Origin of the sequence: Streptosporangium roseum DSM 43021 (genome assembly GCF_000024865.1) — a bacterium.
GTDB classification, from domain to species: Bacteria; Actinomycetota; Actinomycetes; order Streptosporangiales; family Streptosporangiaceae; genus Streptosporangium; species Streptosporangium roseum.
The window spans coordinates 7,781,365-7,808,293 of record NC_013595.1 but is presented as its reverse complement, the minus strand read 5'-3'; the positions used below and the strand labels follow the sequence as shown (position 1 = coordinate 7,808,293).

Sequence of the window (26,929 nt, the reverse complement as noted above, 5' to 3'; positions counted from 1 at the left end):
CTTCCGTGAAGCTCTCAGGACTTCATGCCTGAGAACTCCGCGGAAGGCCCGAAGGGTCACTGCTCCGAGGGGGCCGGTTTCTCGGCGGCGGGCTCCCCGCCGGACGCGCCGAGGGCGCCGCCCACGGCCGCCACCGTGTGGGTGAGCCGGACACCGGAACCGTCGCGGCGGCCCAGCTCCTCCGGCAGCGGGACCGGCTTGCCGACGGTGGAGACCGCGCGGGCCGGTGCGGGGCCCGCCCAGGCGAGGAGCAGCACGTCTTCGCCCTTGAGGAAACGCTGGACCCGGACGCCGCCGGTGGCGCGCCCCTTGGCCGGATACTCGGCGTAGTCGGAGATCTTCGCGCCGCCGATCTGGGTGCCGGGCAGTGCGGTGGAGGATCCCGCGATCGTCACGACCCGGGACTCGCGCGCCGGATCGACCACACCGAACCAGATCACGGTGGCACCGCCGTCCAGGCGGACGCCCGCCATGCCGCCCGCCGGGCGGCCCTGCGGCCGGACGTTGACGGCGGGGTAGCGCAGCAGCTGGGCCTCGGAGGTGATGAAGACCAGGTCGTGGTCCTCGGAGGTCAGCTCCACCGCCCCGACCACGGTGTCGCCGTCCTTGAGCCCGATGACCTCGAAGTCGTCGCGGTTGGCCGGGTAGTCGGGGACGACCCGCTTGACCACGCCCTGCGCGGTCCCCAGCGCCAGGCCGGGGCCGTCGGGATCGAGCGAGCCGATGCCGACGACCGTCTCACCCGGGCTCAGCGTGACGTATTCGGACACGGGGTGTCCGCCGGAGAGCGACGGCGGGTTGGCCGAGGGAGGCAGCGTCGGCAGGTCGACCACCTGGACGCGGATCATCCGGCCCTGGTTGGTGACCACGCCCACCTCGCCCCTGACCGTGCTGTTCACCACGGAGACCAGCACGTCGTGGGCCGAGCGGTCACCCTCGCCGGCCAGCGGGGAGGCGTCGGTCGTCCGGGCCAGCAGGCCGGTCGAGGAGAACAGCACCAGGCACGGGTCGTCGGCCACCTCCAGCGGCACCGAGGCGTTCCTGGTGACGCCGGAGGACTCCAGCAGCACCGTACGGCGGGGCGTGCCGAAGGTCTTGGAGACCTGGGCGAGCTCGTCGGAGACGACCTTGCGGAGCTTGTCCTCGGACGACAGGATCGCGGTCAGCTCGGCGATCTCGCTCTCCAGGGTCTCCTTCTCCCCGTCGAGCTCCAGCTTGTCGAAGCGGGTCAGGCGGCGCAGCGGGGTGTCCAGGATGTAGGCGGCCTGGATCTCCGACAGCTCGAAGACCTCCATCAGCCGCTCGCGGGCCTGGGCCGAGTCGTCCGAGGAGCGGATGACCTGGATGACCTCGTCGATGTTGAGCAGGGCGATGATGAGGCCCTCGACGAGATGGAGACGGTCCTCGCGCTTGCGGCGGCGGTAGGCCGAACGGCGGCGGACCACGTCGAGGCGGTGGTCCACGTAGACCTGGAGCAGCTCGCGCAGCCCCAGCGTGCGCGGCTGGCCCTCCACCAGGGCGACGTTGTTGATGCCGAAGGTCTCCTCCATCGGCGTCAGCCGGTAGAGCTCCTCCAGCACGGCCTCGGGGATGAAGCCGTTCTTGATCTCGATGACCAGGTTCAGGCCCTTGTGCCGGTCGCTGAGGTCCTTCAGGTCGGAGATGCCCTGGAGTTTCTTTGCGGTGACCAGCTCTCTGATCTTGGTGACCACCCGCTCGGGGCCCACGTTGAACGGCAGCTCGGTGACGATGATGCCCTTGCGCCGGGGGCTGACCTGCTCCACGGAGCACTTGGCGCGCATCCGGAAGGTCCCCCGGCCCTTGGCGTAGGCGTCGCGGATGCCGTCCAGGCCGATGATGGTGCCGCCGGTGGGCAGGTCGGGCCCCGGGACGAACCGCATCAGGTCGTCGAGTGTGGCGTCGGGCTTCTTGATCAGATGGCGGGCCGCCGCGACGACCTCGACGAGGTTGTGCGGCGCCATGTTGGTCGCCATGCCGACCGCGATGCCGGTGGCCCCGTTGACCAGCAGGTTCGGGAACGCCGACGGCATGACCGTGGGCTCGGTCTCCTGGCCGTCGTAGTTGGGCTTGAAATCGACGGTGTCCTCGTCGATCGACTGCACCATGGCCATGGCCGCCGCGGCCAGCCGGGCCTCGGTGTAACGCATCGCGGCGGGCAGGTCGTCGGGGGAGCCGAAGTTGCCGTGCCCGTCGATCAGCGGCAGCCGCATCGAGAACGGCTGGGCCATGCGGACCAGCGCGTCGTAGATGGCGGTGTCGCCGTGCGGATGCAGCTTGCCCATCACGTCGCCGACGACCCGTGACGACTTGACGTGTCCCCGGTCGGGCCGCAGGCCCATCTCGCTCATGGAATAGAGGATGCGGCGCTGGACCGGCTTGAGGCCGTCCCTGGCGTCGGGCAGCGCACGCTGGTAGATGACCGAGTATGCGTATTCGAGGAAGCTGGTGCGCATCTCGGCGGAGACGTCGATGTCGACGATCCGCTCCTCGAAATCCTCGTCAGTCGGGGGTGTGGTCGTCCGTCGGGCCATCTGATTTCCTGCGCGGGCACCTCGGCTTTCAGGCCGAGAGGGAAGCGCATCCTCCTTCTGTCTTCGTGGTGTGACGATGGCCGTCGGCTCGCTGGAGCGTCGGGCCGGTGTGCGGGGTATCGGTATATCCCGTGCGGGTGGCGATGCGGTAGCGTACGGCGACGCGTTCTGTGCGCTCACGCGCGGGGAACGGAGTCATCGGAGGCACCTCCTCGATGATGACGGGGGTGATCCGCGGGCTCAACCCCGATCGAGGTGACCGGACACTGTGCCGCGACTCGTTACCATACTCACGCCGTCCGACACTTACGGCCCCCTAGCCGGCATCCGGTGAAGCACCGGGCGTGCGGCGGAGGCGAGGACCGGCTCCCGGCCACGGACCGGGCGTGGGCCCCTCGTGCTCGTCTCCGGGGACGTTCAGCCTGCTGTCGTAGATCCGGAACCCTCGTGCCTGGTAGTTGGCGAGTGCGACCGGACTGTCGAGGGAGCAGGTGTGCAGCCACACCCGCCGGGTGGGCTCCCGGTCCGGCTGCCGTTCGGCCAGGTCCCAGGCGCGGGCCGTACCGGTCTCGAGAAGGTGGCCGCCCAGGCCCTTGCCGATCGCCCAGGGAAGGAGGCCGAAGCAGGTGATCTCGACGGCCCCGTCGTCACCGGGCATGAGCTCGACGTAGCCCGCCGGGGTGCCGCGGTAGTAGGCCACCCAGGTCTCCACGCCGCGCTCCAGCCAGTCCGCCCACTGCTGCCAGGTCCACGGCAGCCTGTCGGTCCAGTGCCAGTCGCCGCCCACGGCCGTGTTCAGGAACCTGCTGAACTCGGGCGAGACGATCTCGGCGCGCACGATGTCGACCTCGATCGCCGGCGGCCTGGCGGTGAGCAGGTCGGAGCGGGAGGTCTGTTCGAGGTACCAGGTTGTGACGTCCATCAAGTTCTCCGGAGGGGACCGCTGCCTTCAGGCGACGGGGGAATCGGGAGCGGGAGGGCCGTCAAGACCCGAGCGTGCAGCGACCTGCCAGGCTTGCGCATCGAGAGCTCCGCGTTAGATGGATGGCGGTGCTGTAATGATCGCATGCCTCGTCAGGTGCGCACTTCTCCCGGTGCGGCGCATGACCTCGGACACCACGTCGTGCGGTGCCCGAATTATCGCCGCCCGGTTCTGAGCGGGCGGGTGAAGACCCGGCTGGGGGAGCTGATCGCGGTGAACCCCGCACACACCTCCCGCACCTGCGCCCGGTGCGGGCATTGCGCGCGGGAGAACCGCCGCACCCAGGCCGGGTTCGCCTGTACGGCATGCGTTCACGCCGCGCACGCCGACGTGAACGCGGCGATCAACATCTTCAGGGCAGGGCTTGCCCTTCGCCGAGCCGCGCAAGCGGCCTGGCGAGAAGCCGCTCCTCTCCCCCTGCCCCAGGTGCCCGGAGGCACTTTCTCTCCGGGTGGGGCGGGGCATATTCTTGACCAAGCGGTTGCTTGACTGGCGCGGTCGGGCAATGCTCGTGACAAGGGGCCGGCCAGGACTTCCCGGTCCCTGGGACCGGCGTGTGGCCACAAACGGAGGGCGTCCACAAGATGATCGAGTTCAAGCCCGTCACCAGGCACATCGGCGCCGAGGTGAGCGGTGTCGACCTGCGCAAGCCACTGTCGGAGGGCGAGGTACAGGAGCTCCGCCGGGGCTGGCTGGAGCACAAGGTCCTCTTCTTCCGCGACCAGCACATCAACGACGAGGAGCACGTCCGCTTCGCCGAGAACTTCGGCTCGATCAACCACCCGGCCTTCAAGAAGGACGGCGGCAGCCCGATCCACGTCCTCGACCAGACCGACCCCAAGGGGGAGGGCGGCGACGAGTGGCACAGCGACAACACCTTCGAGCCGGTCCCGCCGATGGGCTCGCTGCTGCGCTGCGTGCAACTCCCCAGCGTCGGCGGCGACACCATGTGGGCCAACTCCTACCTGGCCTACGAGACGCTCTCCCCGCCCATCCAGCGGCTGTGTGACGAGCTCACCGCGATCCACGACATCACGGCCTCGATGAAGAAGGCCATCTCCAAGGGCCACGACTTCGACCTCGCCGAGATCCAGGCCAAGTGGCCGCCGATCGAGCGCCCCGTGGTGCGGGTGCACGCCGAGACCGGGCGCAAGGCGCTGTTCGTCAACCGGGCCTCCACCACGCGGCTGGTGCAGCTGTCCGACCGGGAGAACGAGGCGCTGCTGCCGTACCTGATCGACCACATCCGATCTCCCGAGTACCAGGTCCGGCTCAACTGGCGGCCGGGCACGATGGCCTTCTGGGACAACCGCAGCACCCAGCACTACGCGGTGGCCGACTACACCGAGCGCCGCCGCATGCACCGGGTGACCATCAACGCCTTCCCCGAGCACGCGGACGCTCAGGGGCCGGAGGAGCCGCAGGCGCGATAGGCGGCGACGGCGGCGTCCACGGCCGGGTGCAGCCGCCCCCGGCCGGACAGCCGCTCCCAGGTGCCCGTGTGCCTGAGCATCTCGATGGGCTCGCGGCTGTCGAGGGCGACCCAGAGGTCGACGCCGCGCTGTTCCATCGTGCCGTGGAACTCCTCGGCCGCCGACACCGCGGTGAGGTCCATGCCGGGCACGCCGGTCAGGTCGAGGAGCAGCGCGTGAGGGCGGGGGGTGGCGGCCTCGACGAGGGCCGTCACCCGCTCCGCCACCCGGCGGGCGTTGGCGAAGTACAGGCGGCTCTCGACGCGCACGATCAGCAGCCCCGGCTCGGTCTCGTCCGACGGGTGGCGTGTGAGGTCGCGGTAGACCCCCGAGGCGGGATCGCGGCCCAGCGGGTAGATCGCCGGATTGTCCACATGGTGCAGCAGCAGGAGTATCGAGATCAGGACCGCGGCCGGCACGCTCTGCATGATGCCGAAGCCGACCGCCACCAGCATCGTCAGGCAGGTGAGCGCGGCCTCCGACCGCCTGGCCCGCCAGATCGCCGCCAGCCCGCGGACGTCGATCAGGCGCGCCGCGATGGTCATGACGAGCCCGCCCAGGGCGGCTCCGGGCAGCGGGGCCAGGATCGGGGTGAGGAAGACGAGCACCACCGCCGCGCAGAGCGCGGTCACGATCTCGGCCCGCTGGCTCCGGGCGCCGGAGGCGTCGTTCACCTCGGTCTGCGTCATCCCGCCTGCCGCGGGGTAGGCCCGAAAGATCCCGCCGGCGGAGTTCGCCAGTCCGAGGGCGAGCAGTTCCCGGTCGGTGTCGAGCGGCGGGTCGTCCCGGTGCCGGAAGATCCTCGCCGCGGTGATCGACTCCACGAAGGCGAGCAGCGCCATGCCGAGGGCCATCGGCGCCAGGACCCGGACCAGGCCGGGATCGGGCAGGAGCGGGAACGGCAGGCCGCCGGGCACCTCGCCGACGGTGGCCACGCCGTACGAGGGCAGGTCCGCGAGGGAGCTGACCAGCGTGACGGCCGCGATCGCGACCAGCGGGCCCGGCACGTGGGGCACGCGCCGCAGCACGACGACCAGCAGGATGGTCCCGCCCGCCACGAGCACCGTCGGCAGGTGGGCGTCGCCCAGCCTGCCGAGGGCGGACAGCAGCCGGTCGACGACCTTGTCCCCCTCCGTGCGGACGCCGATGACCGTGCCGAGCTGGCCGGCCGCGATGGTCAGGCCGATGCCGCTCTTCAGACCGGTCATCACCGGGTCGGAGATGAAGTCGGCGAGGAACCCCAGCCGCAGGAAGCCGGCGATCAGCAGGATCACCCCGGTCAGCACGGCCAGCGTGGCGGCGGCCGTCATCGGCGAGGTGCCCGGCGGGGTCGCCGCGAGGGCGGCGGCCGTCAGGGCGGACAGGGTGGAGGTGGTGCTCACCGACAGCGGGCGGGAGGTGCCGGCCAGCGCGTAGGCGACCATGGGGACCAGCGCGCAGTACAGGCCCGCCTGCACCGGCAGCCCTGCGATGGTGGCGTAGGCCGCGGCCTGGGGCAGGACGACGGATGCCGTCGTCACCCCCGCCACCGCGTCGGCGCGCAGCCTGCTGAGGTTCGGCATGTGGGTGAAGCGCAATTCTCGTCGGTGTGCCGGGCTGTTCACCCCACTCTCCTCCCGCTGCCCGGGGACGGAGCCGAAAGGGGTCCGGCGGTTCGGTCAAGGTTCGGCCATCGCCGCCGGACGGCGTCCGGAGTGAAACAGTCGGCGGGACCTGGTACCAATGACCGGTGAGCGAAGAGCAGATGCTGCGAGAAGAGGCCGAAGGGCGGCTGCGGGCGCTGGCGGGCGAGCACGCCCGGCTGCGCGAGGACCAGTGGGCGGCGATCAAGGCGTTGGTCATGGACCGCCGCCGGGTGCTCGTGGTGCAGCGGACCGGCTGGGGCAAGTCGGCGGTCTACTTCATCGCCACCGCGCTCCTGCGCGAGCTGGGCGAGGGGCCGACCGTCATCGTGTCGCCGCTGCTGGCGCTGATGCGCAACCAGATCGCCGCCGCCGAGCGGGCCGGGATCAACGCGGTCACGATCAACTCGGCCAACCCCGAGGAGTGGGAGCAGATCTACGGTCAGGTCGCCGAGGGCATGGTCGACGTGCTGCTGGTCAGCCCCGAACGGCTCAACAACCCCGACTTCCGCGACCAGGTCCTGCCCGAGCTGGCCGAGAGCGCCGGGCTGGTCGTGGTGGACGAGGCGCACTGCATCTCCGACTGGGGCCACGACTTCCGCCCCGACTACCGCCGGCTGCGCACGATGTTCGAGGAGCTGCCCGAGGGCGTGCCGATCCTGGCCACCACCGCCACGGCCAACGCCCGGGTCACCCACGACGTCGCCGAGCAGATGGGCGAGGAGACACTCGTCCTGCGCGGGGCGCTGGAGCGCGAAAGCCTCCATCTGGGTGTCGTACGGCTGCGCGGCGCCGAGCAGCGCCTGGCCTGGCTCGCCCAGACCCTGCACGAGCTGCCCGGCTCCGGGATCATCTACACGCTCACCGTGGCCGCCGCCCAGGAGATCGCCGCCTACCTGCGCGAGCAGGGGCACGAGGTGGCGGCCTACTCCGGGCAGACCGAACAGGCCGAGCGGCTCGCCGCCGAACAGGCCCTGCTCGACAACAAGATCAAGGCGCTGGTCGCCACCTCCGCGCTGGGCATGGGATACGACAAGCCCGACCTCGGCTTCGTCGTCCACGTCGGCGCGCCGCAGTCGCCGGTGGCCTACTACCAGCAGGTCGGCCGGGCGGGGCGCGGGGTCGAGCGGGCCGAGGTGATCCTGCTGCCCGGCGCCGAGGACCGGGAGATCTGGGCCTACTTCGCCTCCCTGGCCTTCCCGCCCGAGCCGGTCGTGCGGACCGTGCTCGCCGCCCTTGAGGAGGGGGGCGTGCTGTCCACGGCCGCGCTGGAGAACAGGGTGGACCTCAGCCGCACCCGGCTGGAGACCATGCTCAAGGTGCTCGACGTGGACGGCGCGGTGCGCCGGGTCAAGGGCGGCTGGGAGGCCACCGGTGAGGCCTGGGGTTACGACGCCGACCGCTATGCCCGGGTCGCCGCGGAGCGCGAGGCCGAGCAGCGGGCCATGCTCGACTACCTCGACAGCACCGAGTGCCGGGAGATGTTCCTCCGCCACCGCCTGGACGACGACACCGCCACGCCGTGCGGGCGGTGCGACAACTGCACGGGCGCGCACCGCTCGCCCGAGGTCGAGGAGCGGGCGGTGGAGCGCGCCGCCGAGAGCCTGCATCGGCCCGGCGTGGAGGTCGAGGCGCGAAAGCAGTGGCCGACCGGGCTGACCGACCTCAAGGGCCGGATCAAGCCCGAGCTGGGCGCCGAGCCCGGCCGCGCCCTGGGGCGGCTGACCGACATCGGCTGGGGCAACCGCCTGCGCGGCCTCCTGGCCGAGGGTGCCCCCGACGGCCCGGTCCCCGACGACGTCTTCGCCGCGGTGGTCAAGGTGCTGTCGTCCTGGGAGTGGACCCAGCGCCCGATCGCGGTGGTCGCGATGCCCTCCGCGGGCCGCCCCCAGCTCGTCCGCAGCCTCGCCGAGCGGCTGGCCCAGGTCGGGCGCCTGTCCTATCTGGGCGACCTCGGATACCGTTCGGGTCCGCCCGGACGCCAGTTCAACAGCGCGCAGCGCGTCCAGGCCATCCGCGGCACGCTCGCCATGCCCTCGGCGCTCGGTGCCGCCATCGCAGGGGCGGGCGGCCCGGTCCTGCTGGTCGACGACCGCGTCGACACCGGCTGGAGCATGACGCTCGCCGCCGCCATGATCCGCCACGCCGGGGCCCCCGCCGTGCTGCCGCTCGCCCTGGCGGTGACGAGTTAGGGCGCCGGCCGTTCACCGGGTCCGCCGGCCGGTGGTCGGAGCGGTCCGCGTGGATGACCTGTCCGGCGGGCTCCGGGAGCACCACACCGGCCCGCGCCCGTAGCGCGCACGTACACCGAGGCCGGCGTCGAGGCGGTGTGCGGTGGCCGGCGGCACCGCGAGGTCCTCGCACGAGCACGAGGATCCGTGCACGGCCTCGTGCCGCCCTCGGCTACGGAGCCGCTTCGGCGGGCACCGCGGAGGCGGTGTGCGTCGTCGGCGTGGCGGAGGCCGGACGCCGGCCGGGCAGGAAGGCCGCGAGGGCGAAGGCGACGAGGGCTGCGCCCGCGCCGATGGCCATGACCAGGCGCAAGCCGTTCTCGGAGGGGACGGTGGCGGAGCCGAGCGTGATGGTCATCTGGGCCAGGACGACGCCGGCCGCCGCGCTGGAGGTCGAGGTGCCGATGGACCGCATCAGCGTGTTGAGGCTGTTGGCGGCGGCTGTCTCCGACATGGGTACGGCCGCCATGATGAGCGCGGGCATCGCCCCGTACGCGAGACCGATGCCGGCTCCGATCACGGCGGAGACGAGCACGAGATGCCATATGGCGGACATCATTGCGACGCTCAGGCCGTAGCCGGCGGCGACCACGACGGCGCCGAGCATCAGCGTCACCTTGGGGCCCCTGGCTTTCGAGACCCGCGCGGACAGCGGCGCCATGGCCATCATCACCAGCCCGGAAGGTGCCATCACCAGACCCATGGCCAGCATCGACTGTCCCAGCCCGTAGCCGGTGGCCTCCGGCAGTTGCAGGAGTTGCGGGAGCACCAGGGACATCGCGAACATCGCGAACCCGAACACGGCGGACGCGAGGTTGGTGAACAGCACCTGGCGGCGTGCGGTGGTGCGCAGGTCCACCAGCGGTTCCCTGGTGCGCAGTTCCCACCAGCCCCACAGCACCAGCACGACGACCGAGGCCCCGAACAGGCCGGTGGTGAGGGCACTGGTCCAGCCCCAGTCGGCGCCCTTGGAGATCACCAGCAGCAGGCAGAACAGCCCGGCCGACAGTCCGGCCGCACCTACCAGGTCGAAGCGGCCTCCGCTGCGGACCGCGGACTCCGGCACGAGCGTCAGCACGAGCACGGCGGCGAGGGCGCCGAGACCCGCCGACACCCAGAACAGCACGTGCCAGTCGGTGTATTCGGCCAGGAGGGCGGCGGCAGGCAGGCCGAGCGCGCCGCCCACGCCCAGCGAGGCGCTCATCAGCGCGGTCGCCGCGCCGAGCCGTTCGCTCGGCAGTTCGTCGCGCATGATGCTGATCCCCAGCGGGATGACACCGGCTGCCAGTCCCTGAAGCGCCCGTCCGACGACCATGGGCGCCAAGGTGTGGCTGAGAGCGGCGACGACCGAACCGGTCACCAGCAGGGCAATGCTGATCAGGAGCATGAGCCGCTTGCCGTACATGTCTCCCAGCCGTCCCACCACCGGCGTCGCGACGGCGCCCGCGAGCAGCGTGGCGGTGATCGCCCAGCTGGTGTCGGCCGCCGAGGCGCTCAGGAGTTTCGGGAGCTGGGGGATCAGCGGGATCACCAGGGTCTGCATCAGCGAGACCACGATCCCGGCGAGGGCGAGCACCACCACGACGGTGTTCGCCCGCGGCAAGGCGGCCGCCCCGGCGGGTTCGGCGGGTTCGGTGGGGACATGGGGCATGGGGAAGCCTCCGGCTCGGCAGTTGCGGATCGCACGACTCGACAGACTTTAAAGCAGTCGCTTGACTTAAATTAGCAGCCCAGGTTAACTGGCCATGAGCTGAAGGCCGGTTGGGGGGAGGTCATGGTGGGTCATGATGGCGGCGGGCCGATGCCGAGCTGTCCGATTCCCGGCGACGCGACACTGCTTGTCGCCGGTCCGGTGGAAGAGCCGCGCCAGGTCGAGGGGCTCGCCGCCGGCGGGCCGCGCGAAGTCCCGGTGAGGTGGTGACCATGGCCGGCAGGACTGTCCGGGCCGAGCGGGTCGGTGCGACGCGGGAGTCGATCCTGACGGCGGCGGAGCGGTTGTTCGCCGAGCACGGGGTGTTCGCCGTGTCCAACCGCCAGGTCAGCGAGGCCGCGGGGCAGGGAAACAACGCCGCGGTCGGCTATCACTTCGGTACCAAGGCCGATCTGGTCCGCGCCATAGTGCGCAAACACGCCGAGCAGATCGAGCAGGTGCGCTTGCGGATGCTGGCCGAGATCGGCGACAGCTCGAATGTGCGCGACTGGGTGGCCTGCCTGGTGCGCCCGAGCGCCGAGCATCTGGCCGCACTGGGCAGCCCCACGTGGTACGCCCGGTTCGGTGCCCAGGTGATGACCGACCCCGCAATCCGCGGGATCATGGTCGCCGAGTCTCTCACCTCGCCGTCGTTGCACCAGGTCCTCGACGGGCTGAACCGGTGCCTTCCCGACCTGCCGGTCGAGGTGCGTGCCGAGCGCGGTGACATGGCCCGCCAGCTGATGGTGCACATGTACGCCGAGCGTGAGCGCGCTCTCGCCGAGGGCTCCCTCACTCCCCGGTCCAGCTGGCACGACGCCGCGACCGGGTTGATCGACGCGATCGTCGGGCTGTGGCTGGCGCCGGTCACGTCCTGCCCGTGAGGATCCGCGGCGGCCCCTTCCGTAACCGGAGCCGCCGCACCTCGGCGGACCGCAGGCAGAGGAGGAACGGACCTTGAAAGTCACCGTGGACGAGGTCAGGTGCCGCGGTGCCGGCCAGTGCGTGCCGATCGCGCCGGAGGTGTTCGATCAGCGGGAGGCCGGAGGTGTTCGATCAGCGGGAGGACGACGGGATCGTGATCCTGCTCGACCCCGCACCGGCCCCGCGATGACAGCGGGGGGAGGCCGGCCCGGCACCGCTCCCGACGGGAACCGCTGAGCCCTCTCGTCCGACTCGCTGCCCCTTCGTCAGGGGAAGTGCTCGTCAATGTTCGCCGCGAACACGTCGCGACACAGGTTCCACTGGAGGAATCGATGACCAGCAGGTTGAATCCGGTGAGTGGGCACCCCGCCGAGACCCCGGAGTACCCCATGACCAGGGCGGCGGGCTGCCCGTTCGACCCGCCCCCGGCTCTGCGGGCCAAGCAGGAGGAGGGGCCGCTCACCAAGGTCCGTCTGTGGGACGGCAGCACCCCGTGGCTGGTGACCCGTTATGCCGAGCAACGGGCACTGCTGGCCGACCCGAGGGTCAGTGCGGACATCAGCCGGCCCGGCTATCCGAGCTCGGCCCCCATCGGCGGCTCGTCGACGATCAGCTTCATCTTGATGGACGATCCCGAGCACGCCCGGCTGCGGCGGATGGTGACGGCGCCGTTCACCATCAAGCGGGTGGAGGCGCTGCGGCCGGCCGTACAGAAGATCGTCGACGATCTGATCGACGACATGCTCGCCGGCCCGAAACCGGTCGACCTGGTCGAGGCGTTCGCCCTGCCGGTGCCCTCGCTGGTGATCTGCGAGTTGCTCGGCGTGCCGTACACCGACCATGACTTCTTCCAGGACAACAGCAAGACCATCATCAAGCGGGACGCGGCGCCCGAGCAGCGGTCGGCCGCTCTCGGCAACCTGGCCGGCTATCTGGACAACCTGCTGGGCGAGAAGCTCACCGATCCCGGCGACGACATGTTGTCCCGGCTGGCCGAGCGGATCAAGGCAGGGGAGCTGTCCCGGCAGGAAGCGGCCCAGATGGGGGTGCTGCTGCTGATCGCCGGGCACGAGACCACCGCGAACATGATCGCGCTCGGCACGCTCGCCCTGCTGGAACACCCCGAGCAACTGGCCCTCCTCCGCGACACGGACGACGGGAAGGTGGTCGTCTCGGCGGTGGAGGAACTGCTGCGCTACCTGCACATCACGCACAACGGGCGGCGCCGGGTGGCGCTGGAGGACATCGAGATCGCCGGACAGCTCATCCGTGCCGGCGACGGGCTGATCATGGCCAACGACATCGGCAACCGCGACCCCGCCGCCTTCCCCGACCCCGACCGGCTGGACATCCGGCGCGACGCCCGCCACCACGTGGCCTTCGGTTTCGGGGTGCACCAGTGCCTGGGCCAGCCGCTGGCCCGGCTGGAACTGCAGATCGTCTACAGCACCCTCTACCGGCGCCTCCCCACCCTGCGGCTGGCCACGGATCTGGAGCAGATCCCGTTCAAGCACGACGGGTCGGTCTACGGGGTCTACGAACTCCCCGTGACCTGGTGACGTGCCCTCGCGCGGCGAACAGACGACCACGGCGACAACGAGGAGGATCTTATGAAAGTGACCATCGACCAGGACAAGTGCGTCGCTTCCGGACAGTGCGTGGTCGCCGCCGCGGACGTGTTCGACCAGCGTGACGAGGACGGCATCGCCGTGCTGCTCAACCCCGATCCGTCGGCGGAGCAGGCCGTCGACGTCCGGCACGCGGCGGTGGTCTGCCCGGCGCTGGCCATCCACATCGAGGAGTGACCTCCGGGGCGATCCGGTCGTGACCATGGCGCTTCCACCCCGGACCCGTCCGCGGTGGAAGCCCTCCGCGGGATCAGAGGCGGGGGCGGGCGCCCAGGTGGGAGATGGCCCGCGATGCCAGGCGGCAGCCGGAGGCGAGGGACTCGGCGGGGGGCTTGCCCTCCAGCCAGGCGGGCAGGAAACCTGCGGTGAACGCGTCACCGGCGCCGGTGCCGTCGACCACGCGCTCCACGCTCTCGGCGGGGGCCTTGACCGGCTCGGCGCGGTTGTTGGTGTACCACAGCGCGCCTTCGTCGTTGAGCTTGACGACGACCTGGGGGAACCAGGCGGTGAGCACCTTCGCGGCGGCGGCGGGATCGTCGCGGCCGGTCAGGACCTTGGCCTGGTCGGCGTTGGCGAACAGCAGCTTGGCGTTCTGGGTCCACTCCAGGAACGGCTCCGCCCCGGTGCGCTCCAGGGGGGCGGAGGAGGAACAGTCGACCGAGACGGACATCCCGGCGCGGCCGGCCATCTCCAGGGCGGCGAGACCGGCCTCACGGGAACCCTCGTTGATCAAGGTGTAGCCCGACAGGTGCAGGTGGCCGCCCTGGGTGAACAGGTCGCGGGGCAGGTCCTCGGGGGACAGGGCGGCGTTCGCCCCCGGATCGGAGAGCATGGTGCGCTCGCCCTTGTGCGTGACGAGCACCACGCAGGTGCCGGTCGGCCGCTCGGGATCCATGACGAGGCGCGCGTCGACGCCGTAGCCCATCAGCTCCATGTCGCGGTTACGCCCCGTGATGTCGGCGCCGCGACGGCCGATGAAGGCCACCTCGGCACCCTCGACGGCGAGCCAGGAGGCGATGTTGGCCCCGGAACCCCCGCCGTGCATGGTGACGATCGCCGGTGTGTCGCTGGCCCTGGCCAACGGGTAGCGAGCCCGCGCGACCGCGTCGGTCATGAGATCGCCCACCACGACCACCCGCGTCATGATGTCACCACCTTGCTGCCTTCGATGCTGACGTGCCTCTAGCCGCGAAAAACTTAACAGCTTCCGGCCAGCGTATGGGGTCCGGACCGGACACCGGGCCATAGTCGATGCACAAGCGTTGCGTGAAGTCGCCCTGCTGGTCCGTTATATGGGATTCGCGTTTACTCTCGGGACTGTGGAGGTTTCTCACTATCCCGCTCACTGGGAGGCTGACGTCGTCCTGTCAGACGGCGGCACCGCTCACGTACGCCCGATCCGGCCCGCCGACGCCGACCGGTTGCGCTCCTTCTACTCCAGGCTGTCGGAGGAGTCGATCTACTTCCGCTTCTTCGGCCCCCGGCCCCGGCTGTCGGACCGTGAGATCACCTGGTTCACCAACGTCGACTACGTGGACCGCGTCGCGCTGATCGCGACGATCGGCACGGAGATGGTGGCGGTGATCCGCTATGACCGGATCGAGCCGGGAGAGGCCGAGGTGGCCTTCCTCGTCGAGGACGCCCACCAGGGGCGCGGGGTCGCCTCGGTGCTGCTGGAGCACCTGGCCGCGACCGCCAGGGAACAGGGGATCGCCCGGTTCGTCGCCGACGTGCTGCCCGCCAACCAGAAGATGATGGCGGTGCTCAAGCAGGTGGGCTACACCGCGCAGAGCCGCTTCGCCGACGGCGTGGTCCGGATGACCCTCGACCTCACCCCGACCGAGACCGCCCAGGAGGTGACCGCCTCGCGCGAGCACCGTGCCGAGTCCCGCTCGATCGAGCGGCTGCTCTCCCCGGGGTCGGTGGCGGTCGTCGGCGCGGGCCGCGAGCCGGGAGGCGTCGGACAGACCGTCCTGCGCAACCTGCTCGGCGCGGACTTCACCGGTCCGGTCTACCCCGTGCACCGCGAGGCGCGGGCCGTCGCCGGAGTGCGGGCCTACCCGAGCGTGACGGCCATCGACGGCGAGGTGGACCTCGCGGTGCTGGCCGTACCCGCCGACGGGGTGATCGAGGTGGTGAAGGAGTGCGCGGAGAAGGGCGTGCGCGGGTTGATCGTGGTCTCCTCCGGATTCGGCGAGACCGGCGCCGAGGGACGGGCCAGGCAGGACGAGCTGGTCCGCATCGCCCGCGCGTACGGCCTGCGCGTCGTCGGCCCCAACTGTCTCGGTGTGGCCAACACCGACCCGGCGGTCCGGCTGAACGCCACGCTCGCCGCGACCATCCCCGGCCGGGGCCGGGTCGGCTTCTTCAGCCAGTCCGGCGCCCTGGGCACCGCCCTGCTGCAGCGGGTGGCCCAGCGGGGCATGGGCATCTCCTCGTTCGTGTCGGCGGGCAACCGCGCCGACGTCTCGGGCAACGACCTGCTCCAGTACTGGGAGGAGGACCCGCAGACCGATGTGATCCTGCTCTACCTGGAGTCGCTGGGAAACCCCCGCAAGTTCGCCCGCCTGGCCCGGCGGATCTCCCGGCGCAAGCCGATCGTGGTGGTCAAGAGCGGCGGCACCACCCAGGGCGTGCCCACCGGCCACGCCGCGCCCGTGCTCGGCCTGCCCGACACCGCGCTGAGCTCGCTGTTCGAGCAGGCCGGGGTGATCCGGGTCGACGACCTGATCCAGCAGTTCGACGTGGCGCAGCTCCTGGCCTACCAGCCGCTGCCGGCGGGCCCCCGGGTCGGCCTGGTGAGCAACTCCGACGCGCTGGCGCTGCTCGCCGCCGACGCCTGCGTGCGTGCCGGGCTCGAACCCGGCACGCCGGTCAACCTCGGCGCGCGGGCGGGAGCCGCCGCGTTCGGCACGGCCCTGACCACGCTGATCCCGGACGTGGACGCGGTGGTCGCGATCTACATGCCGCCGATCCCCGGCAGGGCCGACGAGGTCGCCGCCGAACTGCTGCGGGTCTCCCGCGACTGCGGCAAGCCGGTGCTGGCCACCTTCGAAGGCAAGATCGGCATGCTGCCGGAGCTGCGGGTCGGCACCGTCCCCGAACGTGGTTCGATCCCCTCCTACGCGGCGCCCGAGGAGGCGGTCCGCGCGCTGGCCCATGTCGTACGGCACGCGCACTGGCTCAAGCAGCCCGCGGGCCTTCACGAGGAGATCGAGGGCGTCGACACCGCCGCGGCACGGCGGATCGTGCTGTCCGGGCTGGGGGAGGAACCGGCCGAGATCGAGGCCTCGGAGCTGCTCGCCTGCTACGGGCTCACCGTGTGGCCCGCGGAGGTGGTGGCCTCGCCCGAGGAGGCCGTCGAGGCGGCCGAGCGACTCGGATGGCCGGTGGTGCTGAAGGCCGCCGACCCCGAGGCGGCCAAGCGTGCGGGCACGGTGCGTCTGGGGCTGTCCGGCCCCGACGGGGTGCGCGAGGCCTTCGCCGGCCTGCGGGAACAGCTCGGCTCCGACGCCGTGCTCGCCGTGCAGCGGATGGTCCCGCAGCCCGCGGTCCCGACCGTGGTCAGCGTCATCGAGGACTCCGCGTTCGGCGCGGTCGTCTCCTTCGGGCTCGGCGAGGTCACCGCGCGGCTGCTGCGCGACGAGGTCTACCGGCTCGCCCCGCTGACGGGCGAGGACGCGGCGGCCCTGGTCAGATCGCCGCGCGCGGCGCCCCTGCTCTTCGGCGAGTACGGCTACCCGCCGGTCGCGGTCGAGGCGCTGGAGGACCTGCTGATCCGCGTCGGACGGCTGGCGGACGACCTTCCCGAGGTGGCCAGGCTCGACCTCGACCCCGTGCTGGTGGGGGAGTCCGAGGTGATCGTGCTGGGGGCGCGCGCCGTACTGAGCAGCCCGGTGGGGCCGCGGCTCGACGGGGGGCCGCGCCGCCTCGGTTAGGCGCGCTCCGGCCGGACGCGCCCGGCCGGGTGGAGCGGGCCGTTCAACTGATTCACTGTGAAAGACCGATGGCCAGCCTAAGAATGCCAATTAATTATAAAAAATCGAATTAAATGCTTGTGATGCGTAAAGGGGGTGTGGTCGGTCACGGTCACGATTTGCGCCGACGGCCGAACGGCGTGCGCACAGGGTGAAAGCGCTGCCCCGGACAGGGCAGGATGGACCCATGAGGGAAACCCGACTCTCGGCCGCAGGCCTGCGTGACGCCATCGACCGCAGTGGCTACTATCCTGACCTGGTCGCCGACGCGGTCGACTCCGCCTTGGGCAAGGAACAGGTGGGCGCCTACGTGGTCCACCACGAGGCCACCTTCGACCCGGCCATGGAGGTGCGCAGACACGTCACCGTCCTGGTGCTCTCCCCCACCCGCCTGCTCGTCTGCCACACCGACGAGCACCCGCCGGTGGAAGGGGTGTCCGCCTCTCACGCCTCCACGACCACCGAGGCCGTGCGGCTCAGCCGGATCCAGTCGGTCGCCGTCACCCGGGTCGTCCCCGACCCCGCCTCCTACGTGCCGGGCGTGCCGCCCACGGAGGTCACGCTCACCATCGGCTGGGGAGCCATCTCCCACGTCGACCTGGAGCCGGCCACCTGCGGTGACGAGAACTGCGAGGCCGACCACGGCTACACCGGAGCCATCACGGCCGACGACCTCTCCCTGCGGGTGAGCGAGGCGGCGGACGGCCCCGAGGCCGTCACCCACGTGCTGGCCTTCGCCAAGGCACTGTCGGAGGCGACCGCCCGCGCCGCCTCATGAACCCCCTGGTCCCCGCCTACGGCGTGGCCTCACTCGCCGACCTCTCCTCCTCCCTTCTGACCGTGCTCGGGATGGAGGGGGACAACCCGCTGGAGCTCGCGCCGGCCGAGCGCGTCCTGCTGTTCCTCGTCGACGGGCTGGGAGCCGAGCTGCTCCGAGCCCACCCGGAGACCGCCCCCTTCCTGTCGGCCCAGCTCGGCAGGGTACTCACCGCGGGCTTCCCCGCCACCACGGCGACCAGCCTCGGCACGCTGGGCACCGGCCTGCCGCCGGGCGAGCACGGCATGCTCGGCTACCGGATCGCCGTGCCCGGCGCCGGCTACCTGCTCAACTGCCTGCGCTGGACCGCCTCGGGCCCGCTGATCCCTCCCGACGAGTGGCAGCCCACCCCGACCGTCTACGAACGCGCCGTGGCGGCCGGGATCCCCATCAGCTACGTCGCCCCTTCGGCGTTCGAGCCCACCGCGTTCAACCGCGCCGTCTACCGGGGCGTGCACTTCATCGGCGCCGACGGGATCGACGACCGCATCGAGGGCGTCCGCCGGGCGCTGGCCGAACCCCGCTCCCACGTGACGGTCTACTACGGCGACCTCGACGGCATGGGCCACCTGACCGGCTGGGGCTCCCCGCAGTGGCTGGAACAGCTCGCCCTGGTCGACCGGATGGCCGAGCGGCTGGCGGGCACGCTCCCGCCCGGCTCGGCGATGTACGTCACCGCCGACCACGGCATGATCAACATCACCGAGCGGGTCGACGTGGACGCCCTCCCCGAGCTGCGCGAGGGCGTCGCCCTGCTCGGCGGTGACACCCGCGCCCGGCACATCTACACCGACCCGGGCGCGGCGGCGTCCGTGCTCGACGCCTGGCGTGACATCCTGGACGGCAGGGCATGGGTGACCTCCCGCGAGGAGGCGGTCGAGTCGGGCTGGTTCGGGCCGCGTGTGCGTCCGGAATGGCTGCCCCGAATCGGCGACGTCCTCGCCGTGCCCTACACCGACTGCGCCATCGTCGCCTCGGTCGCCGAGCCGTTCGAATCGTCGTTCACCGGCTGCCACGGCTCCCTCACACCCGCTGAGCAGCATGTTCCCCTGCTGGAGGTAAGCACCCGATGAGCCCGCTGATCACTCCTTCCGAGCTGGCCGACCTGGCCGGTGCGACCGTCCTGGACGTGCGCTGGAAGCTCGGCGGGCCGCCCGGCGCCGACTCCTACCGCGAGGGGCACGTCCCCGGCGCCGTCTTCTGCGACCTCAACGCCGACCTCGCCGCCCCGGCGGGGCCACTGGGCCGTCACCCGCTGCCCTCCGCGGACCTGTTCCAGGACGCCATGCGCCGCCTGGGCGTGTCCGGCTCCCGCCCCGTCGTCGTCTACGACGGGGCCGACTCCACCGCCGCCGCCCGCGCCTGGTGGACGCTGCGCTACTTCGGTCACCCGGACGTCCGGGTTCTCGACGGCGGGTTCCGCGCGTGGGCCGCCGAAGGCCTGCCCGTCTCCACGGGGGAGGAGGCCGCCGCGCCCGGTGACTTCGTCGCGCGCCCGGGCGGGATGCCCGTGCTCGACGCCGCGCAGGCTCTGGAGCTCGCCGCAGACGGGGTCCTCCTCGACGCCCGCGCCGCCGAGCGATACCGGGGAGAGGTCGAGCCGATCGATCCCGTCGCAGGGCACGTCCCCGGCGCGGTCAGCGCTCCCACCGGCGACAACGTCGATCCGGCGGGCCGCTTCCACCTGCCCGACTTCCTCCGCGAGCGGTTCAACACCCTCGGCGCCGTCCCCGGCGTGAGGGTCGGCGCCTACTGCGGCTCCGGCGTGACGGCGGCCCACGAGGTGCTGGCCCTGGAGCTGGCGGGCATTCCGGCCGCCCTCTACGTCGGCTCCTGGTCCAACTGGGTGGCCGACCCCTCGCGGCCGGTCGCCACCGGCTGACCGCCGTAACCGAAACAGACGAACCCGGCCACCCCGGTCTTCCCGCCCGCCGCCGTCAGCGCCTGGGCGGGCGGGTGGCCGGCAGCCAGCAGCTCATGGAAGACCGTCATCAGCGTCAGGGTCTCCTCATCACGCACCGGGACCAGGCTGGCCACCACGCACTGCGACCCCAGCGACAGGAAGGTGCCCGCCAGCCCCAGCGGTGCCCCGTCGGCCGGAGCGCGCGCCATGCCCGCATCACACGCCGACAGCACCACCAGGCGCGGTGGCGTGCGGAGCCGTAGCAGGTCGTAGGCCATCAGGGGGCCGTCGTCGAGGTCGATGCTGGACAGCAGCGGGCTGCGCGAGGAGAACATCCCGTGCGCGGCCAGGTGCGCCACCCCGGCCCGCTCCAGCGCCGCCATCACCTCCGCCCGCAGCGCGGCGACCCGCTCCGTCCCCGGATGGCAGCCGCCGACCATGTCCGCCTCGGCCTCCGCGCACCGCAGCCCGGGACCGGCCACCGCCACCACCCTCCCGTGCCGTACGGCCCGCATCCGGTGCCCGGCCAGCCAGGCGGCGGCACCGGATGCCACGGTCACCGGCCGGCCGGCGTTCATCGGCAGGACCGGCCAGGGCAGGGTGTGCAGCGTCCCGGTCGGCACGATCACCAGTGGCCGGTCGCCCAGCCTGCCGCGTAGCGGGCCGAAGAGCAGCCGCTCCAGCAGGGCGGCCTCCCCGGCCAGCCCGGGGGCCTCCCCGTCGAGCAGATGGGTCCGGCGCAGGCCGTACCGGATCCTGACCGTGGCCTCGGCGACCGCGGCGAAGGGGCCCAGGCGGCGCAGCACGACGCGGTCCGGGGTGACCGCCACGGCGACCAGCTCATCGGCGTGACGGACGAACTCCACCAGCGCCGCCTCCCCGAGCGCGGCGCGCAGCTCCTCCACGTCGGGCGCGACGGGCTGACCGGTGCCTCCGACGACCGCCCGCCACCGTTCGGCCCAGGCCAGGAGGGTGCGGCCCCGTCCGGTCCGCAGGGCCAGGGCCAGGCCGAACCCCGCCAGCGACTCACCGGCCCTGACGGCGTGGGCGCGCACCATCGGGTCACTGAACGCCATCGCCTCGGCGCCCACCTCCACCAGGCCGGCCCGGACCATTGCGAAGGCTCCCCGCCGGTCTCCCGCCAGCGCCCGCCGCACCGCCGCCGCCTGGCGGGACACCACACCGGGACCGGACGAGACGAGGCGGGCGAGCTGCTCGTCGGCGGCGGGACGGTCGCCGAGCCGGAGCGCGACCTCGGCGCCGGTGAACCTGAGCGCCCGGGAGGCCTGCCGGTGGCCCGCCGCGTCGAGGGTGCCGGCGCACGCGAGCATCTCGGCGAGCAGCTCCGCGGTGGGCGGGCCGAGCATGAGCCGGGCGCGGAGGAGGATCTCCGCGGCGAGCGGTGCCAGGACCGTCCGGCCCTGCGCGGCCAGATCGGCCGCGGCCCGCTCCGCGCTCTGCCGGGCGCGGTGCGGGTCGCCGGTGCTCAGCTCGGCCTGGGCGAGCAGGAGACGGGCCTCGGCCAGGGCCACGTTCGCGCCCGCCGCGGTCAGCTCCGGTACCGCCAGGTCGAGCAGGACCCGCGCCTCACCGGGCAGGTGGGCGGCGATCAGCGCCTCGGCAAGGTCGCAGCGCATCGTGGCCAGCCGTTCCGGATAGCCGGACAGGCTGCTCTCCGCGCGATGGTAGGCGCTGAACGCGGCGGACAGGTCTCCCCGCCGTGCCGCCAGGAACGGCAGGTTGCCCTCGGCGAGCGTGAGCACGTGATCGAGGCCCGCTTCCCGCGCGAGGTTCGCGCACCGGGTCAGATCGGCCTCCGCCGCCTCGAACTCGCCGAGGAACACCCGGGCCAGCCCCCGGTTCAGCACCGCCCCGGCCATGAACCTGACATCGCCGCCGAGGGAGTCCACCGCGCGGTCGCAGTGGCCGACGGCTTCGGCGTAGCGGCCGAGGCGGGTCAGCGCCACTGCTCGGTGGACGCCGAGCCTGGCCACCTCGACCGGGGTGAGGTGGGGCTCGGCGGAGTCGGCGATGGTCAGGGCCTGCCGTGGGTGGCCGAGCTCGGTGCGGACGTGGACCAGCGACAGGCGTGCCTGGGCGGCCCGGTGCGGAAGGCCCGCGGAGAGCGCGACGCTCACGGCCAAGTCCAGGTGCTCCTCGGCCAGCGGCAGGTCGCCCAGCTCGCGGGCGGCCACCGCCAGCGCCCGGTGGGCGACCGCCACGGCCTCGCAGCGAGGATGGGAGGCCGACATGCGGTGGAGCACGCTGTGCGCCAGTGCCCGGGCTCGCTCCGGGGCCGTGCCGGAGAGGTCCACCGCGTGCTCGGCGGCGGCGAGCGCGTCGTCGGCGATCACCTACGGGCGGATCCGGGTCCAGCTGGTGACGACCGGAGAGCGCTCCGGCCGGTGGCACACCACGCTGAACCAGCCCGGCGGCAGGCCCGTGACGGCGAACTGGCCCGTCGGGGAGAGCTCGCGCGACTCGGTGAGATGCAGGGTGCGCACCTCCACGCGGGTGCCCGCCTCCGGACACGGGGACACCTGTCCGGCCAGGTCCACCAGGCCGTCCATCGAGGTGACCTCCAGATCCACGGTGAGCTCGGCTGCGGTGAACCGGAGCAGCCGTGCCTCGTCGGCGGACCGGACGCCCCGCGGGGCGGGTGTGGCCACCGGCCGGGCCGCGGCGGCACCGGGCAGCCGCAGGCCGAAGACCGCCCTGGCTGCGGCGGAGACGTGGGCGGGCACGGGATCCTGGCCGGCGCTCAGGCGGAGTGCGGCGATGAGGGACTCGTCGTCGATCGCCGGGGGATGTCGGGTCATGGCGTCGCCTCCTGGGCGGTGAGCACGGTGCGTAGTCGGTTCAGGCAACGTCCCCGGGTGGGGCCGTAACTGCCGCTGGGCATGCCCAGTCGACCGGCGAGCTGGTGGACGCCCGCGTCGGGCGCGGTGGCCATCAGCCGGAACAGTGAACGGCAGGGCTCGTGCATCTCCTCGACGGCCCGCCACAGCCGGCGGCCCTCGTCGGCGGTCAGCACCGCCACTGCCGGGTCGGGGTGGACATGCCCGGCCAGCGCCGGGTCGGAATGGGCATGCTCGGTGCCGGCGGGATCGGCGGTCAGCCGTTCGCCCCGGTTCCGCCTGCTCAGGAGGGCGGCCTCGCGCTTGGCCGTGGTGAACAGCCAGGGACCGATCCGATCCGGCTCACGGATGGTGTGCAGGCTCTCGACCAGTCGCAGCCATGCCCCCTGCACCGCGTCGGCCGCGTCCGCCGCGCTCAGGTCGTAGGCGCGCACGGCCGACCAGAGCGGCCCCGAGAACCGGTTGACCAGCACGTCCCATGCCGCCTGGTCGCCTGCCAGGACGGCATCGATCGCATGCTGGTCACTCACCGGCGCCTCCGAGGCCACGGCGAACACTCTGGGTGTTCACGCGAAGACTTTGGGTGAGACTTTACCTCGGCATGGGCACCGCAACACCCAGATCCGGGATTTGGCGGGTCCGCAGCGGATCGAGGACGTGCGCCGCGGCCTCCCGCGGGGTCCGGCCCCGGGCCGCCGCCGCGATCACCCCGCTGACCACGGCCGCGGCGAAGGAGGTCCCGCTCCAGCGCGCGTAGCCCCGGAAGGCTCCGTGTTCGAGGAAGGAACTGGTCAGCCACTCGCCCCGGGCGCAGGCGTCCACCCACGGGCCGTGCGCGGAGAAGGGGGCCCTGGCCTCCTCGGCCGCGTCCAGCGCGCCAACGGCGATCACCCCGGGCAGCGCCGCGGGCCAGAACGGGCGGTCCGAGGCCGTGTTGCCCGCGCAGGCGACCACGGCGGTGGCGCTCAGCCCGGCCAGGGCGGTCTCCACCAGCGGTGAGGAGTGATCGTCGAAGGTGTGGCCGCCGAAGGAGAGGTTGAGCACCTGGGGCGGGTCGTTCCGCAGCCGGGTCAGGGCCCGCAGCAGACCCGCCTCGTCTCCGATGCCGTGGCTGTCCAGCACCCGCAGCGGGCGCACCCGCGCGCCGGGAGCCGAGCGCAGCACCAGCCCGGCGACGAACGTGCCGTGCCCGGCCTGGGCGTCCAGCTCGCCGTCGCCGTCCGCGTCGGGCAGCTCGGCGGCCTCGCGCCGCTGCTCCAGGAACCAGGGATGACTCCGCCACCAGGGGTGCGCGGTCAGGCCGGTGTCGGCCACGGCCACGGTCACCGCGTCTCCGGCCGCCTCGGGCGGGGGGAGAGGGTCGGCCGGAAAGGGGCGGGAGGCCGGGCCGCCGAAGAAGAGCGGCTGGCCCACCAGGACGTGGTTGGGGGAGGCGGGGTGGCCCCTGCCGCGCACCGCCGTCACCAGGTCGCAGACGTCCACACCGGGCGAGAGCCGTATGCGGAAGATCCCGTCGACCTCGGCCACGGCGGTGGTCCACCGGGAGACGGCGGCCATCCCCGAGGCGTCGGTCAGCAGCTGCCCCGGCCTGATCAGCGCGGGTGCTCCGGGCACGGGTTCCACCCGTATGATGTCGGCGTCCATCCGGCCCTCCGGGGTTGATCACCAGGTCGCTGCGTCTTCTCCCCTCCGAGGATGCCCCGAGCCGGGCGCCCGCGGCACAACATCTCGGTATGACCCCCCTCTGGTGCGGCGTCACAACCGACGGTAGTCTCTCCTTCAGTCACTTGTGATCATCCTGGGACGAGGCCGTTGGGGAAGGCGCACCTCGTACGAAACGGGAGGTCCGGTGTCTGCTCGTGGCGTGCTTTACGTCCACTCAGCTCAGCCTGCGCTGTGCCCTCATATCGAATGGGCGGTCGCGGGTGTCCTTGGCGTACCCGTAGACCTGACCTGGACTCCGCAGCCTGCCGCGCCCGGCCACGTGCGCGCACAGGCCGAGTGGGAGGCCCGTGTCGGGACCGCGGCTGCCATCACCTCGTCGTTGATGGGCTGGCAGCGTATCCGCTTCGAGATCACCGAGGACGCCTCGCCTGGTTCCGACGGGTCCCGTCATGCCTACACCCCGTCCCTTGGCGCCTTCACGGCGGTGATCGGGGCCTCGGGTGACATCCTGGTGCCCGAGGACCGGCTGCGCTCCGCCATGTTGATGGCGCGTCAGGGCCGCGTGGTGCTGGAGGAGGAGCTGGACCGCCTGCTCGGCAAGCAGTGGGATGCGGAGCTTGAGTCGTTCCGCTACGCGGGGGAGGGCGCCCCGGTCCGCTGGCTGCACGCCGCGGTCTGACCCGGCGGTCCCCTCCGGGTACGAAGACCTCCGAGCACGGAAGGAGGATGAGCGTCCCGGCTCTGTCGCCTCGGGTCTGCCCGCACCCCTGCGGCGCCGTCCTGACCCCGGCTCTGTCGCCTCGGGTCTGCCCGCACCCTTGCGGCGCGGTCCTGTCCCGGGTCTGGCTCTGACGGCGCCTCGTCCGCGCGTTCGGATGCCCGAGGGGTCGCCCGATGGTCCGTCCGGCTCGGGAGGAACATCCCTCCCGAGGATTCACCCCTCCTGGTGGTTCCCGGCCCTCGGGTCTTTCATCCCTTTTGAGGGCCCGAGTTTTGGGGGCCCGAGTAAGCGCTCCGGGCGCCTCGGAGCGGCTCCGGTAGGGCTTCTCCCGTCCCCTGAGGCAGGCGGACACCCGTGCTCTGAGGGGGGCACGCCCGTGTGCCGCGCCCGGGGAGACGGTCCGCGCCCGGGAAAGCACGACGCCCCCGCCGGCGGGAGGCCGGCGGGGGCGTCGCTGAAGCGGGTCAGAGCGGGATGTTCCCGTGGGCGCCGCGGGCCGGGGTGGCCTGGGCCAGGATCCTGGCGATGGCGCCGCGGGTCTCCTCGGGCTTGATGACCTCGTCCACCACGCCGAGCTCGATGGCCCGGTCGAGGCCGCCGGCGAGGATCTCGTGCTCCTCGGCGAGCTTGGCCTCCAGGGCCGCGCGCTCCTCGTCCGGTGCCGCCGCGAGCTCGCGGCGCTTGAGGATGCGGACCGCGGCGACCGCCCCCATGACCGCGATCTGGGTGGTCGGCCAGCCGAAGACCCGGGTGGCGCCCAGCGAACGGGAGTTCATCGCGATGTAGGCGCCGCCGTACGCCTTGCGGGTCACCAGCGTGATCCGCGGCACGGAGGCCTCGGCGAAGGCGTGCAGGAGCTTGGCGCCGCGGCGGACCACGCCGTCGTGCTCCTGACCGACGCCGGGGAGGTAGCCGGGAACGTCCACCAGGACGACCAACGGCACCCCGAAGGCATCGCACATCCGGACAAACCGGGCGGCCTTCTCGGCGGAGGCGGAGTCCAGGCAGCCGCCCAGGCGCATGGGGTTGTTGGCGATCACGCCGATGGTCCGGCCCCCGAGACGGCCCAGCGTGGTGACGATGTTGGGCGCCCACTTGGGGTGCAGCTCGACGCCCGGCTCATCGAGCAGGCCCTTGACCAGCGGCTTGACGTCGTAGGCGCGGCGGACGTTCTCCGGCAGCAGGCCGGAGAAGTCCACCTCCTCGATGTCGCCGCGGACCCGGCCCTGGTGGCCCAGGAGCACCGCCAGGCGGCGGGCCTGGGCGTAGGCCTCGGTCTCGTTCTTGGTGACGATGTGCACGACGCCGCTGCGCTTGCTGTGCGGCTCGGGGCCGCCGAGCGCGGCCATGTCGATCTGCTCGCCGGTCACGCTGCGGACCACGTCGGGGCCGGTGACGAAGATGCGGCCCTCGTCGGCCAGGATCACGATGTCGGTCAGCGCCGGGCCGTACGCGGCGCCGCCGGCCGCGGGGCCGACCACCACGGACAGCTGCGGCACGACGCCGGAGGCGCGGGTCATCGCGGCGAAGACGCGGCCGACCGCGTGCAGTGACTCGACGCCCTCGGCCAGGCGGGCGCCGCCCGAGTGCCAGACGCCGATGACCGGGACCCGCTCGCGGACCGCGACGTCGTAGGCGTGGACGATGTGCTCGCAACCTTCGCTGCCCATCGCGCCGCCCTGGACACGGGCGTCGCTGACGAACACCACCACCGGCACGCCCTCCACGCGGCCCGTCGCGGCGAGCACGCCGCTGCGGTCCACAGGGGAGATCAGCCGGATCGAGCCCTCGTCGAGGAAGGCCGTGAGGCGCACCTGGGGATCACGAGGATCGTCAACCTCCTTGTCGGAGGTGTCGGTCACCACCCTGTTGCCGAGCACGGTCATC

The 26,929-nt window shown here is 72.2% G+C and carries 22 protein-coding genes; 12 read left to right on the top strand and 10 right to left on the bottom strand.

Annotation, left to right across the window (positions count from 1 at the left end):
- Nucleotides 1-56 precede the first annotated feature (56 nt).
- Nucleotides 57-2,552 (bottom strand): DNA gyrase/topoisomerase IV subunit A, encoded by a 2,496-nt coding sequence (locus SROS_RS34130; RefSeq protein WP_012893507.1) that lies wholly within the window; start codon nt 2,550-2,552, stop codon nt 57-59.
- A 316-nt stretch (nt 2,553-2,868) separates the two neighbouring features.
- Nucleotides 2,869-3,474, bottom strand: a complete 606-nt coding sequence (locus tag SROS_RS34125; protein ID WP_012893505.1) for a GNAT family N-acetyltransferase — start codon at nt 3,472-3,474, stop codon at nt 2,869-2,871.
- A 144-nt stretch (nt 3,475-3,618) separates the two neighbouring features.
- On the opposite strand from SROS_RS34125, the gene SROS_RS53450 reads away from it, so the two are divergent.
- Both SROS_RS53450 and SROS_RS34115 read left to right on the top strand, forming a co-directional pair.
- Entirely contained in the window at nt 3,619-4,023 is a 405-nt protein-coding gene (locus SROS_RS53450) for a zinc ribbon domain-containing protein (protein WP_245564375.1), read from the top strand.
- A gap of 95 nt (nt 4,024-4,118) precedes the next feature.
- Nucleotides 4,119-4,967 (top strand): TauD/TfdA dioxygenase family protein, encoded by an 849-nt coding sequence (locus SROS_RS34115; protein WP_012893504.1) that lies wholly within the window; start codon nt 4,119-4,121, stop codon nt 4,965-4,967.
- Here the strand turns inward: SROS_RS34115 and SROS_RS34110 are convergent.
- Entirely contained in the window at nt 4,937-6,610 is a 1,674-nt protein-coding gene (locus SROS_RS34110) for a SulP family inorganic anion transporter (RefSeq protein ID WP_012893503.1), read from the bottom strand. The two genes, SROS_RS34115 and SROS_RS34110, sit on opposite strands and share 31 nt — an antisense overlap.
- Before the next feature lie 140 nt (nt 6,611-6,750).
- Here SROS_RS34110 and SROS_RS34105 point away from each other — a divergent pair, with 140 nt between their 5' ends.
- Nucleotides 6,751-8,820, top strand: coding sequence for a RecQ family ATP-dependent DNA helicase (locus SROS_RS34105; RefSeq protein ID WP_012893502.1), 2,070 nt, complete (start codon nt 6,751-6,753; stop codon nt 8,818-8,820).
- A 211-nt stretch (nt 8,821-9,031) separates the two neighbouring features.
- Here SROS_RS34105 and SROS_RS34100 read toward each other — a convergent pair whose 3' ends face one another.
- Nucleotides 9,032-10,510: an MFS transporter gene (locus SROS_RS34100; RefSeq protein WP_012893501.1), complete on the bottom strand. Its 1,479-nt coding sequence runs from the start codon at nt 10,508-10,510 to the stop codon at nt 9,032-9,034.
- Nucleotides 10,511-10,782: 272 nt separating this feature from the next.
- Here SROS_RS34100 and SROS_RS34095 point away from each other — a divergent pair, with 272 nt between their 5' ends.
- The 4 genes from SROS_RS34095 to SROS_RS34085 all read left to right on the top strand — a co-directional run bounded on the left by SROS_RS34095 (nt 10,783) and on the right by SROS_RS34085 (nt 13,278).
- Complete coding sequence (locus SROS_RS34095; protein ID WP_012893500.1) at nt 10,783-11,433, top strand: TetR/AcrR family transcriptional regulator; 651 nt, start codon at nt 10,783-10,785, stop codon at nt 11,431-11,433.
- Between the two features lie 85 nt (nt 11,434-11,518).
- Nucleotides 11,519-11,710 (top strand): ferredoxin, encoded by a 192-nt coding sequence (locus SROS_RS54250; protein ID WP_342632948.1) that lies wholly within the window; start codon nt 11,519-11,521, stop codon nt 11,708-11,710.
- Nucleotides 11,711-11,805: 95 nt separating this feature from the next.
- On the top strand, nt 11,806-13,032 hold the full coding sequence (locus tag SROS_RS34090; protein WP_012893499.1) for a cytochrome P450: 1,227 nt from the start codon (nt 11,806-11,808) through the stop codon (nt 13,030-13,032).
- Nucleotides 13,033-13,083: 51 nt separating this feature from the next.
- Nucleotides 13,084-13,278 carry a ferredoxin gene (locus tag SROS_RS34085; RefSeq protein WP_012893498.1) on the top strand — a complete coding sequence of 65 codons (195 nt, stop codon included), beginning with the start codon at nt 13,084-13,086 and terminating at the stop codon, nt 13,276-13,278.
- 73 nt (nt 13,279-13,351) lie between these two features.
- On the opposite strand, the gene SROS_RS34080 is transcribed toward SROS_RS34085, so the two are convergent.
- On the bottom strand, nt 13,352-14,245 hold the full coding sequence (locus SROS_RS34080; protein ID WP_012893497.1) for a carbohydrate kinase family protein: 894 nt from the start codon (nt 14,243-14,245) through the stop codon (nt 13,352-13,354).
- 148 nt (nt 14,246-14,393) lie between these two features.
- Here SROS_RS34080 and SROS_RS34075 point away from each other — a divergent pair, with 148 nt between their 5' ends.
- From SROS_RS34075 to SROS_RS34060, 4 genes are all read left to right on the top strand, one after another.
- Nucleotides 14,394-17,039, top strand: coding sequence for a bifunctional acetate--CoA ligase family protein/GNAT family N-acetyltransferase (locus SROS_RS34075; RefSeq protein WP_012893496.1), 2,646 nt, complete (start codon nt 14,394-14,396; stop codon nt 17,037-17,039).
- A gap of 226 nt (nt 17,040-17,265) precedes the next feature.
- Nucleotides 17,266-17,856, top strand: coding sequence for a DUF5998 family protein (locus SROS_RS34070; protein ID WP_012893495.1), 591 nt, complete (start codon nt 17,266-17,268; stop codon nt 17,854-17,856).
- Complete coding sequence (locus SROS_RS34065; RefSeq protein WP_012893494.1) at nt 17,853-18,968, top strand: alkaline phosphatase family protein; 1,116 nt, start codon at nt 17,853-17,855, stop codon at nt 18,966-18,968. Before SROS_RS34070 ends, SROS_RS34065 begins: the two co-directional genes overlap by 4 nt.
- Entirely contained in the window at nt 18,965-19,777 is an 813-nt protein-coding gene (locus tag SROS_RS34060) for a sulfurtransferase (protein ID WP_012893493.1), read from the top strand. The genes SROS_RS34065 and SROS_RS34060 overlap by 4 nt, the downstream gene beginning before the upstream one ends.
- On the opposite strand, the gene SROS_RS34055 is transcribed toward SROS_RS34060, so the two are convergent.
- From SROS_RS34055 to SROS_RS34040, 4 genes are all read right to left on the bottom strand, one after another.
- Nucleotides 19,717-22,152, bottom strand: coding sequence for a CHAT domain-containing protein (locus SROS_RS34055; RefSeq protein WP_012893492.1), 2,436 nt, complete (start codon nt 22,150-22,152; stop codon nt 19,717-19,719). The genes SROS_RS34060 and SROS_RS34055 overlap by 61 nt on opposite strands.
- Entirely contained in the window at nt 22,153-22,617 is a 465-nt protein-coding gene (locus tag SROS_RS34050) for a hypothetical protein (protein WP_012893491.1), read from the bottom strand.
- Entirely contained in the window at nt 22,614-23,186 is a 573-nt protein-coding gene (locus SROS_RS34045; protein ID WP_012893490.1) for an RNA polymerase sigma factor, read from the bottom strand. Before SROS_RS34045 ends, SROS_RS34050 begins: the two co-directional genes overlap by 4 nt.
- A 61-nt stretch (nt 23,187-23,247) precedes the next feature.
- Nucleotides 23,248-24,300: a S8 family peptidase gene (locus tag SROS_RS34040; RefSeq protein WP_012893489.1), complete on the bottom strand. Its 1,053-nt coding sequence runs from the start codon at nt 24,298-24,300 to the stop codon at nt 23,248-23,250.
- A 205-nt stretch (nt 24,301-24,505) separates the two neighbouring features.
- Between SROS_RS34040 and SROS_RS34035 the strand changes: the two genes are divergently transcribed.
- Entirely contained in the window at nt 24,506-25,000 is a 495-nt protein-coding gene (locus tag SROS_RS34035; RefSeq protein ID WP_012893488.1) for a DUF3145 domain-containing protein, read from the top strand.
- Between the two features lie 506 nt (nt 25,001-25,506).
- Here the strand turns inward: SROS_RS34035 and SROS_RS34030 are convergent.
- Nucleotides 25,507-26,928 (bottom strand): acyl-CoA carboxylase subunit beta, encoded by a 1,422-nt coding sequence (locus tag SROS_RS34030; RefSeq protein ID WP_012893487.1) that lies wholly within the window; start codon nt 26,926-26,928, stop codon nt 25,507-25,509.
- Nucleotide 26,929 lies beyond the last annotated feature (1 nt).